This window comes from Pseudomonas sp. GR 6-02 (genome assembly GCF_001655615.1).
In the GTDB taxonomy this organism is placed as follows: Bacteria; Pseudomonadota; Gammaproteobacteria; order Pseudomonadales; family Pseudomonadaceae; genus Aquipseudomonas.
Genome location: NZ_CP011567.1, coordinates 3533694 through 3549239 on the forward strand (window position 1 = coordinate 3533694; position 15546 = coordinate 3549239).

The 15546-nt window shown below is 61.9% G+C and carries 8 protein-coding genes; 2 read left to right on the forward strand and 6 right to left on the reverse strand.

Going from position 1 to position 15546, the window contains the following annotated elements; all coding sequences use genetic code 11:
* Positions 1–36: 36 nt before the first annotated feature.
* Complete coding sequence (ccoG, locus tag PGR6_RS15485) at positions 37–1467, forward strand: cytochrome c oxidase accessory protein CcoG (RefSeq protein WP_064618173.1); 1431 nt, start codon at positions 37–39, stop codon at positions 1465–1467.
* Positions 1468–1636: 169 nt separating this feature from the next.
* Positions 1637–3046 (forward strand): GntR family transcriptional regulator MpaR, encoded by a 1410-nt coding sequence (mapR, locus tag PGR6_RS15490; RefSeq protein ID WP_018926134.1) that lies wholly within the window; start codon positions 1637–1639, stop codon positions 3044–3046.
* A 75-nt stretch (positions 3047–3121) separates the two neighbouring features.
* On the opposite strand, the gene PGR6_RS15495 is transcribed toward mapR, so the two are convergent.
* From PGR6_RS15495 to PGR6_RS15520, 6 genes are all read right to left on the reverse strand, one after another.
* Complete coding sequence (locus PGR6_RS15495) at positions 3122–3868, reverse strand: SDR family oxidoreductase (RefSeq protein WP_018926135.1); 747 nt, start codon at positions 3866–3868, stop codon at positions 3122–3124.
* Between the two features lie 268 nt (positions 3869–4136).
* On the reverse strand, positions 4137–6218 hold the full coding sequence (locus PGR6_RS15500) for a putative bifunctional diguanylate cyclase/phosphodiesterase (protein ID WP_064618175.1): 2082 nt from the start codon (positions 6216–6218) through the stop codon (positions 4137–4139).
* A gap of 261 nt (positions 6219–6479) precedes the next feature.
* Positions 6480–7961, reverse strand: a complete 1482-nt coding sequence (locus PGR6_RS15505) for an efflux transporter outer membrane subunit (RefSeq protein ID WP_064618177.1) — start codon at positions 7959–7961, stop codon at positions 6480–6482.
* Positions 7958–11065 (reverse strand): efflux RND transporter permease subunit, encoded by a 3108-nt coding sequence (locus PGR6_RS15510; protein WP_018926138.1) that lies wholly within the window; start codon positions 11063–11065, stop codon positions 7958–7960. The genes PGR6_RS15505 and PGR6_RS15510 overlap by 4 nt, the downstream gene beginning before the upstream one ends.
* Positions 11062–14166 (reverse strand): MdtB/MuxB family multidrug efflux RND transporter permease subunit, encoded by a 3105-nt coding sequence (locus tag PGR6_RS15515; protein WP_064618179.1) that lies wholly within the window; start codon positions 14164–14166, stop codon positions 11062–11064. The genes PGR6_RS15510 and PGR6_RS15515 overlap by 4 nt, the downstream gene beginning before the upstream one ends.
* Positions 14163–15479 carry an MdtA/MuxA family multidrug efflux RND transporter periplasmic adaptor subunit gene (locus tag PGR6_RS15520; RefSeq protein ID WP_019020895.1) on the reverse strand — a complete coding sequence of 439 codons (1317 nt, stop codon included), beginning with the start codon at positions 15477–15479 and terminating at the stop codon, positions 14163–14165. Before PGR6_RS15520 ends, PGR6_RS15515 begins: the two co-directional genes overlap by 4 nt.
* Between the last annotated feature and the right edge of the window lie 67 nt (positions 15480–15546).

The window sequence follows — 15546 nt, forward strand, 5'->3', positions numbered from 1 at the left end:
TGCTCAGGCCTGATGGAGGCTGATGAGCGAAAGACCATGAGCGATAGAATCCCCGTCCGAACCGTTGAACCTGCCTCATTTATAAAAAACATTGAGCCTTCGCGCCCAAAGATGAAGGCCAAGTCCAGCGACAACCTGATCCACACCCGCAGCTTCACCGGCCTGTTCCGCACCCTGCGCATGAGCGGCGCGGGGTTTCTGTTTCTACTGTTCTTCGGCACGGTGTGGCTGAACTGGGGCGGCCGCCAGGCGGTGCTCTGGGATCTGTCCGAAAGCAAATTCCACATCTTCGGCGCGACCTTCTGGCCGCAGGACTTCATCCTGCTGTCGGCGCTGCTGATCATCGCCGCCTTCGGTTTGTTTGCGATCACCGTGTTCGCAGGCCGGGTCTGGTGCGGTTACACCTGCCCGCAGAGCTCCTGGACCTGGATCTTCATGTGGTGCGAGAAGATCACCGAAGGCGAGCGCAACCAGCGGATCAAGCTGCAAGCCGCGCCCTGGGGCCTGAACAAACTGCTCCGTCGCTCGGCCAAACACACCTTGTGGCTGGCGATCAGCCTGCTCACCGGCCTGACCTTTGTCGGCTACTTCACACCGATCCGGCCCCTGGCCGAAGAGCTGCTGACTTTGCAAATCGGCGGTGTCAGCCTGTTCTGGGTGCTGTTTTTCACCGGAGCCACTTACATCAACGCCGGCTGGCTACGTGAAGCCGTGTGCATGCACATGTGTCCATACGCACGGTTCCAGAGCGTGATGTTCGACAAGGACACCCTGACCATTTCCTACGACGTGGCTCGCGGCGAAAACCGTGGCCCGCGCAAACGTGAAGTGAAACCCGCCGAGGTCGGACTGGGCGATTGCATCGACTGTCAGGTGTGCGTCCAGGTTTGCCCGACCGGCATCGACATCCGCGATGGCTTGCAGATGGAATGCATCGGTTGCGCCGCGTGCATCGACGCCTGCGATTCGATCATGGACAAAATGGGCTACGCCCGAGGGCTGATCAGCTACACCTCGGAGCATCAATTGCAGGGTGGCAAGACCCACCTGCTGCGCCCGCGCCTGATCGGTTACACCGCGGTGCTGCTGGTGATGATCGGCGCCTTCGCCCTGGCCTTGGTGGAGCGGCCGATGGTGTCGCTGGACGTGAGCAAGGACCGTGGCCTGTTCCGCGAGAACAGTGAAGGTCAGATCGAAAACATCTACAGCCTGAAGGTCATCAACAAGACCCAGCAACGTCAGGAGTACCGTCTGACACTGGTCGACGACGACGGCTTCCAGTTGCAAGGCAAGACCGAACTGAGCCTGGCCCCCGGTGAAATAGTCGATGTACCGGTGTCGGTGGCGATGACCACGGAACGGCCGAGCAGCAGCTCGCAGACAATCAGCTTCAAGATTGTCGACAGCGATGAGCCGGACATCTATAGCGTGGCCAAGAGCCGCTTTGTTGCACCGATGAACCGCTGAGCCTTTAAGATGCAATCCTTTGTCGGATGCGGTCCCCTGTGGCGAGGGAGCTTGCTCCCGCTGGGGTGCGAAGCGCCCCTGAAAATCTACGACTGCTACGCAGCCGAGCGGGAGCAAGCTCCCTCGCCACAACAGCGCACTACATGAATAACTCCAAATCGGGCACTCGATGAAACGCTACGAAAAATTCGCCGACGACATCGCTGAACTGATCCGCTCCGGCGTTCTTGGCCCCGGCCATCGGGTGCCGTCGGTGCGCTACGCCAGCCAGACCTACGGCGTCAGCCCGTCCACGGTGTTCCAGGCCTATTACCTGCTCGAACGTCGCGGCCTGATCCGCGCGCGACCGCGTTCCGGCTACTTCGTCAATGCGCATGCACCAAGCCCGTTCTCGGAGCCGGTGATCAGCAGCCAGGTCAACGAGTCCACCGAAGTCGACGTCAGCGAACTGGTGTTCTCAGTGCTGGACTCGATCAAGGACCCCACCACCGTGCCCTTCGGCTCGGCCTTCCCCAGCCCCACGCTATTCCCGCTGCAGCGCTTGTCCCGCTCGCTGGCCAGTGCTTCCCGGGAGATGGACCCGCGCATGGTGGTCACCGACATGTCGCCGGGCAACCCGCAACTGCGTCGGCAAATCGCCCTGCGCTACATGGTCGGCGGGCTGATGCTGCCGATGGAGGAACTGCTGATCACCAACGGTGCGCTGGAAGCGCTGAACCTGTGCCTGCAAGCCGTCACCGAGCCTGGCGATCTGGTGGCCATCGAAGCCCCGGCGTTTTACGCCAGCCTGCAAGTGCTGGAACGGCTGAAGCTCAAAGCCGTGGAAATCCCCGTCCACCCGCGAGACGGCATCGACCTCGGCGTACTCGCCCAGACCCTGGAACGGCACCCGATCAAGGCCTGTTGGTGCATGACCAGTTTCCAGAACCCCATGGGCGCGACCATGCCCGAGGCGAAGAAACAGGAACTGGTGGAGTTGTTGCGCAGCCATCAGGTGCCGCTGATCGAGGATGACGTCTACGCCGAGCTCTATTACGGCCAACAGGCGCCAAAACCGGCCAAGGCGTTCGACACCGAAGGGCTGGTGATGCATTGCGGTTCGTTCGCCAAGAGCCTGGCCCCCGGCTACCGCATCGGCTGGGTCGCCGCCGGGCGCTATGCGCAGAAAATCGAACGGCTGAAACTCATGACCTCGCTGTGCGCTTCAATGCCCGCCCAGGCCGCCATCGCCGATTACCTGCAACACGGCGGCTACGACCGGCACCTGCGCAAACTGCGTTACGCCCTGGAAGAACAGCAAAGTGCCATGCTCGCCGCCATCGCCCGCTACTTCCCGGCCCAGACCCGCGTCAGCCAACCGGCCGGCGGTTACTTCCTGTGGCTGGAACTGCCACCGCAGATGGATTCGTTGAAGTTGTTTCAGATGGCATTGGCGCAGGGGATCAGCATTGCACCGGGGCCGATTTTTTCACCGACCCAGCGGTTCAGGAATTGTATTCGGTTGAATTATGGCAGCCCGTGGACCGAGGATTCGGAGAAGGCGATGGAGACGTTGGGGCGGATTGTCAGGTCCTTTTAACAGCAAAAGATCGCGGCGCCCACAGGCGCGTGGGAGCTGCCGAAGGCTGCGATCTTTTGATCTTGCTTCTGATCTTTACCGCCCACCACCAAGATCGACGAAAGTCCCGGTCGCATACGACGCCTTATCCGACAACAACCACACAATCGCCTCCGCCACTTCATCCGGCCGCCCACCGCGTGCCATCGGAATCGCCGACTCAAGTTTGCTGACCCGGTCCGGATCGCCGCTCAATGCATGGAAATCGGTGTAGATGTAACCCGGACGCACCGCATTGACGCGAATCCCCTCGCCCGCCACTTCCTTGGACAGGCCGATGGTGAAGGTGTCCAGCGCCCCCTTGGACGCGGCGTAATCCACGTACTCGTTGGGTGAACCCAAACGCGAGGCGACCGAGGAGACGTTGACGATGCTGCCGCCCTGCCCGCCGTGTTTGGGCGACATGCGCAAAATCGCGTGTTTGGCGCAGAGGATCGGCGCCAGGACGTTGGTCTTGAGGATTTTCAGAATGCGGAATTCCGACATTTCGTCGATCCGCGACTTTTGCCCGACGGTGCCGGCGTTGTTCACCAGCGCGGTGACCCGACCCAGTTCGGTGTCCACCCGATGAAACAGAGCGATCACTTCGTCTTCGATGCTGACGTCGGCACGCACGGCGATGGCTTGGGCACCGCGTGCGCGGACTTGCTCCAGCACACTGAGCGCCGCCTGTTCGTCGGACTGATAATTGATGCAGATCCGATAACCTTGTTCGGCGGCCAACAGGGCCGTGGCGGCGCCGATTCCACGGCTGCCGCCGGTGATGACGATGACTTTGTCCATGCTGGCTTTCCCCCGTTCCTAGCGTAAGCAGTCGGGGCCAAGAATAACCGCCATTGCGCGGTTTTGCATGGACCTGCATCAACCCTGTGATGACAAACCTGTGGCGAGGGAGCTTGCTGTGGTGAGGGGGCTTGCCCCCGTTCGGCTGCGAAGCAGTCGTAAATTCAGGCAACTCGGTGAACATGAAAAATCGAAGAGGGACCGCTTCGCGGTCCAACGGGGGCAAGCCCCCTCACCACAGGCAAGCTCTCCTCACCACAGGGATCAATCAGCCCGTTGCCGATTGCTCCGCTCGGTGAATGTCGACCATGAAGCGATCGGCCGGCAGCGGATGCCCGAGCAGGTAGCCCTGCAACGAGTCACAGCCCAGCTGGGTCAGGAAGTCTTGCTGGACGCCGGTTTCCACCCCTTCGGCGACGATCCGCAGGCCCAGCGCCTGGCCGAGGGCGACGATGGCCGAGACAATGGCCGCGTCGTCGCTGTCGTGCTCCAGATCGCGGACGAAACCCCGGTCGATCTTCAGTTCATTGGCCGGCAGGCGCTTGAGGTACATCAAGCTCGAATAGCCGGTACCGAAGTCATCGATGGACAGATCGACGCCCATTTCCGACAGCTCCTGCAACACCGTCATGCTCGCATCGGCGTCGCTCATGGCGGTGGTTTCGGTGATTTCCAGGGTCAGGCTGTTGGCCGGCAGATGATGGGTGGCCAGGGCCTTGGCAACGCTCTGCACCAGCCCCGCGTGGCAGAATTGCAAGGCCGAGAGGTTCACCGCGATACGCCAATCGGTGTAACCGAGCACGTACCACTCGCGCATCTGCCGGCAGGCCTCGTTGAGCACCCACTCGCCAATCGGAATGATCAGCCCGGTCTTCTCCGCAAGGTCAATAAACGTGTCCGGCTGCAGCAGGCCCAGGGTCGGATGCTCCCAGCGCAGCAACGCCTCGGCGCCCACTGGCCGGCCATGACCGGCGTCGAATTTGGGCTGGTAATAAAGTTTGAACTGTTGCTGATCGACGGCACTGCGCAAGTCCTGGAGCAATTGCAGCTGTTTGCGCGCGTTGCTGTTCATCGAGGCGTCGAAGAAGCGATGACCGTTTTTCCCGGCGCCTTTGGCGTGGTACATCGCGGCATCGGCGTTCATCAGCAACTCATCGGCCGTCTGACCGTTGCCCGGATAGAGCGCGATGCCGACACTGGCGGAAATCTGCAAGTCATGTTCGGCGACCCGGAACGAGCGCGCAATCAACCCGACCTGACGCTCCGCCAGGCTCAGCGCATCGTTCGGCTCGTTCAGGCGCACCAGCAACACGAACTCGTCGCCGCCGATCCGCGCCAGGGTGTCCTGGCTACGCAGGTCTTCGCGCAGGCGCAGTGCAACTTCACGCAACAGCTGGTCGCCCATGTGATGGCCGAACGCATCGTTGACCGGTTTGAAGCCGTCCAGATCAATGAACATCAACGCAAAACAGCTGCCCTGCTCCTGCACTTTCGATATGGCCTGATCGATACGGTCGGCCAGCAACATGCGGTTGGGCAAACCGGTCAGGGTGTCGTGCAAGGCCAGTTGAGTGAGTTCACGGTTGGCCACGGTCAGCGAGTGGGCGAGGTCCGCGGTGCGAGCCTCCAGGCGGGCATCGAGGATCGACGTCAGCAAGGCGATGCTCAATATCGCCAAGGTGGTGATCAGCACCAGGCTGTCCAGCCCCTTGCCGTTCAAGCCGCTGACCGCCGCACCACAGAAACTGCCGTCGGCAAAGCGCGCCGCGGCCATGCCGGTGTAGTGCATGCCGACGATGGCAATGCCCATGATGACTGCAGCACCTGCACGAAACAGGCGAACATGCGGCGTGTGCTGGCGCAGGCGGAAAGCGATCCATAACGCCGCGCCCGACGCGCCGACGGCAATCAGCAGCGACGCGCCAAACAGAGTCGGGTCGTAATCGATGCCCGGCTGCATGCGCATGGCGGCCATGCCGGTGTAATGCATGGCGCTGATACCCGCGCCCATGACCAGCGCGCCGAACGCCAGTTGCCAGGCCGGCAGCCGTGGCTGACTGACCAGCCAAAGGGCAAAGCCGCAAGACAGCACCGCGATCAACAGCGACAGTGCCGTGAGGGTGGTGTCGTAGCCCAGGTCGATCGGCAATGTGAACGCAAGCATGCCGATGAAATGCATCGACCACACGCCGATGCCCATCGCAAAAGCGCCGCCCGCCGTCCATAAATGCACCGCTCGGCCCTTGGCCGTGGCGATGCGTCCGGTGAGGTCAAGCGCGGTATAAGAGGCCAGTATCGCCACGCACAGCGATATGAAAACCAGCGTAAGGGAATAACTACCAATGAGCATGGGATTTCTCGCAACAGCCCCCGCCATACTGTGTTTGTTCTCGGGGGAGCAAAGCCGGCGATTGTACTGATTCCGCGGACGAACGCACTCACAAAGTAATCAAAAAGCCATCAAGATCATTGTGGCGAGGGAGCTTGCTCCCGCTGGACGGCGAAGCCGTCCCAAAGATGCTCACGCGTACATTCAGTCAAAACGCATCAATCGGTTTGCGAGTGGTTCGCAGCCGAGCGGGAGCAAACTCCCTCGCCACACAGGATGGGGTTATTGCTTGTCACTCACCTGAAGCTGCCCATCCCACCCACCGCCCAGCGCGGCAATCAACTGCACGCTGGCAATCAGCCGGCTCTGCAGCAAGCTCAACACGTTGCGCTCGTTACTCAGCGCCGTGGCCTGAACCACCACCACATCCAGATAGGCAATCAACCCGGCCTTGTACTGATTCTGGGTCAAGCGAAGGGATTCGCGCGCCGCATCCAGAGCTTCCTGGCGCACGACCGCTTCGTCTTCCAGCACCTTGAGCTGCACCAGGTAATTTTCTACCTCGCGAAAACCATCGAGCACGGTCTGGCGGTATTTGGCGACAGTCTCGTCGTAGGCCGCTTCACTGCGATCGACTTCCGCCGAGCGCTGGCCACCGTCGAACAGGGTCATGGCCAGCTGTGGGCCGACCGACCAGAAACGGTTCGGCAGGCTGATCCAATTGGCGTAAGTGCTACTGCTATAGCCGCCGTTCATGCTCAGGGTCAGGTCCGGGTAGTAGGCCGCCTTCGCCACGCCGATGTTGGCGTTGGCGGCCATCACCGAGCGTTCGGCGGAGGCGATGTCCGGACGGCGTTCCAGCAACTGTGAAGGCAGGCTCAGCGGCACTTGGGGCAACGCCGGGATGTCTTTGGTTTCGGCCAGGCTGAATTCGGCCGGTGGCAGGCCGATCAGCACGGCGATGGCGTTCTCGAACTGCGCGCGCTGCCAGATCAGGTCGACCATCTCCGCCTGGGTGGTTTTGAGCTGAGTGGTGGCCTGGGCCACCGCATCCTTGCCGGAAACTCCGGCGCGGTACTGGTTTTCGGTCATTTTCAGCGAGCGCTGATAGGCCTCGACTGTCGCTTCGAGCAGGCGTTTCTGCTCATCGATCACCCGCAATTGCAGGTAGTTCTGCACCAGCTCCGATTGCTGGCTCAGGCGCATCGCCGCCAGGTCGGCAAAACTCGCCTGGGCGTTGGCCGTGTCGGCTTCCAGGCCTCGACGCAATTTGCCCCAGATATCGGCTTCCCAACTGACCCCGGCCTGTGCCGAGTAAGTGTCACGGATACCGCTGGACGAACTGCTCAGGCTCGAACTGCTGCTGCCAGTGCCCTGGCTGGAGCGGTTCTTGCTGACGGTCAGGTCCACCGTCGGAAAAAACGCCCCACGGGCACTGCGCACCAAGGCCTGGGCCTGACGGTACTGGGCCTCGGACTGGGCAACGGTCTGATTGGCGCTGTTGAGCTTTTCGATCAGGCCGTTGAGCTGCTGATCGCCATACAGCTCCCACCAGGCACCACGCGCCAACGAATCGCTGGGGTTGGCCTGACGCCAGCCGGCCGCCTCTTTGTACTGCGCAGGTGCGGCGGCTGGCGGGCGCTGGTAATCCGGGCCGATGGCGCAGGCACTGAGCATTGCCACGCACAGCGACAGGCTCAGCAAACGCGAGCCTCGGGCCGTGATCAGCGGTGCAGCCAGGTTGAGAAGCGAACGGTCAGTCATAGCGGAGTTTCCAGAGCAGCATCGGTACGCACCCCACGCCAGCGGTTGAAACGATGGCGCAGTTTGTCGAGATAGAGGTAAACCACCGGGGTGGTGTAAAGGGTCAGCACCTGGCTGAAGACCAGCCCGCCGATGATGGTCAGGCCCAGCGGCTGACGCATTTCCGCCCCTTCGGCGCGGCTCAGCAGCAGCGGCAAGGCACCGAGGATCGCCGCCAGGGTGGTCATCAGAATCGGTCGCAGCCGTTGCAGGCAGGCACTGCGGATCGATTCCAGCGGCTCCAGGCCTTGGTGCCGTTCCAGTTGCAGCGCCAGGTCGATCATCAGAATGGCGTTTTTCTTCACCACACCAATCAACAGGAACAGCCCCAACAAGGAGATCAGGCTGAACTCACCGCCCAGCACATAGATCGACAGCAGCGCGCCGACCCCGGCCGATGGCAAGGTCGAAAGAATGGTCAGCGGATGAATGTAGCTTTCATACAGCACACCCAGCACCAGATACACCGCGACCAGCGCGCCGAGAATCATCCACGGCTGGCTCTTCTGTGCGGCGGCGAAGGCGTCGGCGGTGCCGGCCATTTTCGCGATCACGTCTTCCGGCAGGCCGAGTTTGGCAATCGCCCGCTCGATGGCCGCCGAGCCCTGCTCCACCGTCACCCCTTCGGCCATGTCGAAGGCGATGCTTTCCGAAGCGAACTGGCCTTCGTGGCTGACCCGGTCGTTTTCCAGGCTGCTCTCATAGTGGGCGATGGTCGACAACGGAATTCGCGCGCCGTCGGCAGTGATCACTTTGACCTGGTTCAGGGTGACCGGGTCCTGGGCGTATTTCGGATTGACCTCCATCACCACCTGATACTGGTTGAGGCTGTCGTAGATCGTCGAAATCTGCCGCTGGCTATAGGCGTTGTTCAGCACCGCCGTGACCATGTTCATGTCCACGCCCAGCCGCTTGGCCTGATCGCGATCGACGATCAGCGTCACTTGCTGGGCGCCACGGCCTTCACGGGCGTCAATCGCCGTCAGCTCAGGCAGGGCCTTGAAGGCGGCAACGACTTTCGGATACCACTCGCGTAACGCACCGAGATCGCCACTTTGCAGGATGTAGGAATACTGCGAGGTGGTCTGCTCGCGACCGCCGCCGAATTGCAGGTCCTGGTCGGCCATCAGCATCAGTTGCGCACCGGGCACCTTGGGCATTTCCTTGCGCAAACGCTCGATGACTTTCTGCGCGGACAGGTTGCGTTCCTTGATCGGCTTGAGCCGCACCAGCATGAACGCGTTATTGGTGCCATTGTTGCCACCGATGAACCCTGCAACGCTTTGCACCGCGTCGTCCTTGAGCACGGCGCGGCGGAAGGTTTCCATCTTCGGCTGCATCACGCTGAACGACAGGCCATTATCGCCACGCACGAAACCGATCAGCTGGCCGGTGTCTTGCTGGGGAAGAAAGGTTTTAGGAACAACAACATACAGCGCAATGTTTACGCCAATCGTCACGAACAGACTGAGCAAGGTCAGTCGGCGATGACGCAGCACCCAGTCGAGGCTGGTGGCGTATTTGCCGACCATCCACTCATTGGCCCGCTGGCTCCAGCGTTGCAAACGGTTTTCCTGCCCCGGCGTATGCGGCTTCAGCCAGCGCGCACAAAGCATTGGCGTCAGCGTCAGCGACACCAGCAGCGACACCACGATGGCCGCCGCCAGGGTGATGGAAAACTCGCGGAACAGGCTTTCGATGATCCCGCCCATGAACAGGATCGACAGGAACACCGCCACCAGCGAGACGTTCATCGACAGCAGCGTGAAGCCGACTTCCTGCGCCCCGAGGTACGCGGCCTTCATCGGCGGTACGCCCTTGTCGATGTGCCGGGAAATGTTCTCCAGCACCACGATGGCATCGTCCACCACCAGCCCGGTGGCCAGAATCAGCGCCATCAGCGACAGGTTGTTCAGGGAGAAGCCGTAGAGGTACATCACGGCAAACGTGCCCACCAGTGACACCGGCACCGCCAGGGTTGGAATCAGCGAGGCGCGAAAATTACCGAGGAACAGGAACACCACCAGAATCACCAGCGCCACGGCAATCAACAGGGTCATTTCCGCTTCGTGCAGGGTGGCCTTGATCACCGGCGAACGGTCCATCGCCAGGTTCAGCTTGACGCTGGCCGGCAGCACCGCCTGCAATGCCGGCAACTGCGCCTTGATCTCGTTGACCGTCTCGATGATGTTGGCGCCGGCCTGGCGGTTGATTACCAGCAACACTGCTGCGTCGTCATTGAAGAACCCGCTGTTGTAGCGGTCCTCGACGCTGTCGCTGACCTTGGCCACATCCTTCAGGCGCAAGGCTGCGCCGTCCGCGTAGTGAATGATCAGCGACTCGTAATCCTTGGCCTTTTCCAGCTGATCGTTGGCCTGGACCTGCCACAGCCGCTGGCCGTCTTCGACCGAGCCCTTGGGCCGGCGCACGTTGGCGTTGGCGATGGTGGTGCGCACATCGTCCAGTGCCACGCCGTACTGGTTGAGCGCCTGGGGTTCGAGTTCGATGCGCACCGCCGGCAACGAACTGCCGCCGATCTGCACTTCACCTACGCCCTGCACCTGAGACAGGCTCTGGGACAGAATGGTCGAGGCCAAGTCGTAGAGCTGGCCTTTTTCCAGCACATCCGAGGTCAGCGACAGCACCATGATCGGCGCTTGCGATGGGTTGACCTTCTTGTAAGTCGGCATGCTGCGCATTCCGCTGGGCAGCAGGTTGCGCGAGGCGTTGATCGCCGCCTGCACTTCCCGCGCCGCACCGTTGATGTCGCGGTCCAGGTCGAACTGCAGAATCACCCGGGTCGAGCCCTGGCTGGAACGGCTGCTCATGGTGTTGACCCCGGCGATGGTGCCGAAGGAACGCTCCAGCGGCGTGGCCACGGTTGAGGCCATGACCTCCGGGCTCGCACCAGGCAGACTGGCCTGAACCACGATCACCGGAAAATCCATCTGCGGCAGTGGCGATACCGGCAACAGGCCGAAGCTCACGCCGCCCAGCAACATGATCGCCAGGCTCAGCAACATCGTCGCGACCGGGCGCTTGATGAAAGGTCCGGACAGGTTCATGGCTGCTCTACCGGGTCCACGGACTGGGTCTTACGGCCCCAGCGCCGCCCGAGGCGGTCGAAGTACAAGTAGATAACGGGTGTGGTGAACAGCGTCAGTACCTGACTCACCAACAAGCCACCGACCATTACCAGACCCAGCGGCTGGCGCAATTCCGCGCCGGAGCCGGTGGCGAGCATCAGCGGCACCGCGCCGAACAACGCCGCCAGGGTGGTCATCAGAATCGGCCGGAAGCGCAGCAGCGCCGCCTGATAGATCGCAGCCTGCGGGTCCATGCCCTGATTACGTTCAGCCTCGAGGGCGAAGTCGATCATCATGATCGCGTTCTTTTTCACGATACCGATCAGCAAGATGATGCCGATGATCGCGATCATCCCCAGGTCATTACCGCTCAACAGCAGCGCCAGCAAGGCGCCGACCGCCGCCGAGGGCAAGGTCGAGAGGATGGTGATCGGGTGAATGTAGCTCTCGTAGAGCACGCCGAGCACGATGTACATGGTCACCACCGCCGCCAGAATCAGCAGCAAAGTGCTCGACAGTGACGCCTGGAACGCTTCGGCCGCGCCCTGGAACTGGGTCTGCACGCCAATCGGCATGCCGATGTCTTTCTGCACCTGATCGATGATCTGCACCGCATGCCCCAGCGCCACGCCGGGCGCCAGGTTGAACGACATCATCACCGCCGGGAACTGGCCGATGTGGGTGATCGCCAGCTGCGCCTGACGCTCCTCGACATGCGCCAGGCTGGACAGGCGCACTTGCCCGCCATCGGTGGTCTTGACGTGAATCTGGTTCAGCGCATCGGGGCCGATCTTCTCGCCGGACTGCGATTGCAGCACCACGCGGTACTGGCTGGCCTGGGTGTAAATGGTGGAAATCTGCCGCTGGCCGAAGGCGTCGTAGAGCGCGTCAGTGATGTTCGACACCGATACGCCAACCCGCGACGCCGCATCGCGGTCGATCACCAGATAAACCTGCAAACCCTTGCCCTGCAAATCGCTGGCGACATCGGTCAGTTCCGGCCGTTGCGCCAGGGCTTCGACCAGACGCCCGCTCCACAGGCTAAGCAACTCGGCATCCGGCGACGACATGCTGAACTGGTACTGCGTACGGCTGACCCGATCTTCGATGGTCAGGTCCTGCACCGGCTGCATGAACAGGCGAATGCCGACCAGCTTGTCCAGCTCCGGTTGCAAGCGGGCAATGACTTGGGTGGCGCTCAGGTTGCGGTGGCCGTGGGACTTGAGGTTGATCAGTAACCGGCCGCTGTTGAGCGTCGAGTTATCACCGTCGACGCCAATATAGGACGACAGGCTTTCGACCGCAGGGTCAGCCAGGATCACCTTGGCCAATTCCTGCTGGCGCGCGCTCATCGCCGCGAAGGAAATCGACTGTGGCGCCTCGGAAATCCCCTGGATCACCCCGGTGTCCTGCACCGGGAAGAAACCCTTGGGCACCACCATGTACAGGAACACGGTCAATGCCAGCGTGCCGATGGCCACCAGCAAGGTCAGCGGCTGATGCTTGAGCACCCACTGCAACTTGCGCCCGTAGGCGGCGATCATCCAGTCGATGGTCGCGCCACTGGAGCGGTAGAACCAGCCCTGATCTTTTTCCTTGGGCTCACGCTTGAGCAACCGCGCGCACATCATCGGCGTCAGGGTCAGGGACACTACCAGCGAAATCAGGATCGCCACCGCCAACGTGATCGCGAACTCGCGGAACAAACGCCCCACCACGTCGGCCATGAACAGCAGCGGAATCAGCACCGCGATCAACGACAGGGTCAGGGAAATCAGGGTGAAGCCGATCTGCTTGGCACCCTTGAGCGCCGCTTGCAGCGGGCTGTCGCCCTCTTCGATGAAGCGGGAAATGTTCTCCAGCATGACGATTGCATCGTCCACCACGAAACCGGTGGCGATAGTCAGCGCCATCAGGGTCAGGTTGTTGACCGAAAACCCGGCGAGGTACATCACGCCGAAGGTGCCGATCAACGACAGCGGCACCGCCACCGACGGAATGATCGTGGCACTGGCTCGCCGCAGGAACAGGAACGTGACCATCACCACCAGGGCGATGGCGATCAGCAGTTCGTGTTGCACGTCGGTGACCGAGGCGCGGATGGTTTGGGTGCGATCGGTGAGCACCGTGACGTCGAGGCCGGCCGGCAGGTTGTCGGTGATGCTCGGCAGCAAGGCCTTGATCCGGTCGACCACCTCGATGACGTTGGCGCCGGGCTGACGCTGGATGTTCAGCAGCACGGCCTGGTTTTCATTGGCCCATGCCGCCAGGCGTTCGTTCTCGGCGCCATCGACAATTTGTGCCACGTCCTTGAGCCGCAACGGCGCGCCGTTTTTATAGGCCAGAATCAGGTTGGCGTAGTCCTTGGGCGAAGTCAGCTGGTCGTTGGCGTCGAGCATCGACACCCGGGTCGGGCCGTCGAAATTGCCCTTGGGCTGGTTGACGTTGGAGGCACCGATCAAGGTGCGCACGTCCGACAGGTTCAGGCCGTTGGCCGCCAGGGCCTCGGGGTTGACCTTGATCCGCACCGCCTGACGCTGACCGCCGGCAATGCTGACCATGCCGACGCCGCTGATCTGGGCGATTTTCTGCGCCATACGGGTGTCGACCAAGTCATTGAGCTTGGGCAGCAGCATGGTTTTGGAAGTGATGGCCAGGGTCAGCACCGGGGTATCCGCCGGGTTGACCTTGTTGTACACCGGCGGTGCGGGCAGATCCTTGGGCAGCAAATTGGTCGCGGCGTTGATCGCCGCCTGCACCTGCTGCTCGGCGACATCCATGTTGATGTCGAGGCTGAACCGCAGGGTCAGCACCGAGGCACCACCGGAACTGGTCGAAGCCATCTGGGTCAGGCCGGGCATCTGGCCGAACTGACGCTCCAGCGGCGCAGTCACGGCGCTGGTCATGACATCCGGGCTGGCGCCGGGATAGAGCGTCATGACGCGGATGGTCGGGTAATCGACCTGGGGCAATGCCGACACCGGCAGCAGCCGATAAGCGATCACACCGGCCAGGATAATGGCCAGCATGCTCAGGGTCGTGGCGACCGGGCGAAGGATGAACAGCCGCGAGATGTTCATGCGCCGCCCTTTTTCGCCTTGTCGGTGGCCGCCGGCTCGCCTGGGGTCGCCGCCGATTTGCCTTGCAGATGTTCGGTCGGAGTGGTCGGTACATCCTTGCTGTCGTTGACCACCTCCACTTCACTGCCGTCCTTCAGGCGGTCGGTGCCTTCCAGCACCACCCGATCACCGATGGCCAGGCCTTCGGTGATCACGGTGTTTTCCCCGTCACTGGCGCCGACTTTCAACTGGCGGATGGTGACCTTCTTGTCGCCGTCCAGCGCATAGACGAATGTGCCGTTGGTGCCGAACTGGATCGCCGCCGAGGGTGCAAGCACCACATCTTTAAGGGTATCGGCCAGCAGGTGCACGTTGACGAACTGATTGGGGAACAGCGCTTGATCGCGGTTCTCGTAGCGGGCCTTGAATTTCAGGGTGCCGGTGGTGACGTCGATCTGGTTATCGAGGCTCTGCAACACGCCGGTGGCCTGCAATTGGGTGTCGCCGCGGTCCCAGGCTTCGGCGGGCAGCTTGGCGCCGGTGCGATAGCGGGTCAGCACGGTGTCCAGGCTGTTTTCCGGCAAGGTAAAGGCCACGCTGATCGGTTGGGTCTGGGTGATGATCACCAGCGCCGTGGTGTCGTTGGCCGCCACAAGGTTGCCGACGTCCAGCTGCCGCAGACCCACACGCCCGGTGATCGGAGCGCGGATCTTGGTGAATTCGAGATTGAGCTTGGCGTCGTTGACCGCCGCCTGATTGGTCTTGACCGTACCCTGATACTGGGCGACCAGCGCTTCGGCGGTGTCCAGGGTTTGCTTGGCGATACTGTCTTCGCGGTACAGGCCACGATAACGCTCGACGTCGACCTGGGCGTTTTTCAATTGCGCCTGATTCTGCAGCAAGGTGCCTTCGGCCTGGAGCAAGGCATTCTGATAAGGACGTGGATCGATCTCGGCCAGCAGGTCACCCGCCTTGACCATCTGCCCTTCTTCGAAATAGACCTTGACCAGTTCGCCACCGACGCGGCTGCGCACATTGATGGTGTTCAGCGCCGTGACCGTGCCCAGCGCCTTGTAATACAGCGGAAAATCGCCTTTGACCACCGGCGCCACGCGCACCGGAACCGGTCCCGTCGCCCCGCCGAATCCCGGACGCATCCCCCCCGACCGACCGGTATGCCCGGCAACGGCTTTCTGCCCTGCGCCCTCCTTCGGGCTGCTGCCAGCGGGCCAGAACTTCCAGCACAGGCCGACGATGACCAACAGGACAAGCAGGCCGAACAGCCAGCGACGAGGATTGCGGGAAGCGGAGGATTGCATGGAATGATCAACCATTGGGCGCGTGCGCTTTTTTTCTACGGGAGGCTGAACGATAAGCACTGGCGGGTATTAAGCAAAGCGC

Excerpts from the sequence above, each read along its gene's own strand:
- ccoG (WP_064618173.1), top strand. The coding sequence starts at position 37 with ATGAGCGATAGAATCCCCGTCCGAACCGTTGAACCTGCCTCATTTATA.
- mapR (WP_018926134.1), top strand. The coding sequence starts at position 1,637 with ATGAAACGCTACGAAAAATTCGCCGACGACATCGCTGAACTGATCCGC.
- PGR6_RS15495 (WP_018926135.1), bottom strand. The coding sequence starts at position 3,868 with ATGGACAAAGTCATCGTCATCACCGGCGGCAGCCGTGGAATCGGCGCC.
- PGR6_RS15500 (WP_064618175.1), bottom strand. The coding sequence starts at position 6,218 with ATGCTCATTGGTAGTTATTCCCTTACGCTGGTTTTCATATCGCTGTGC.
- PGR6_RS15505 (WP_064618177.1), bottom strand. The coding sequence starts at position 7,961 with ATGACTGACCGTTCGCTTCTCAACCTGGCTGCACCGCTGATCACGGCC.
- PGR6_RS15510 (WP_018926138.1), bottom strand. The coding sequence starts at position 11,065 with ATGAACCTGTCCGGACCTTTCATCAAGCGCCCGGTCGCGACGATGTTG.
- PGR6_RS15515 (WP_064618179.1), bottom strand. The coding sequence starts at position 14,166 with ATGAACATCTCGCGGCTGTTCATCCTTCGCCCGGTCGCCACGACCCTG.
- PGR6_RS15520 (WP_019020895.1), bottom strand. The coding sequence starts at position 15,479 with ATGGTTGATCATTCCATGCAATCCTCCGCTTCCCGCAATCCTCGTCGC.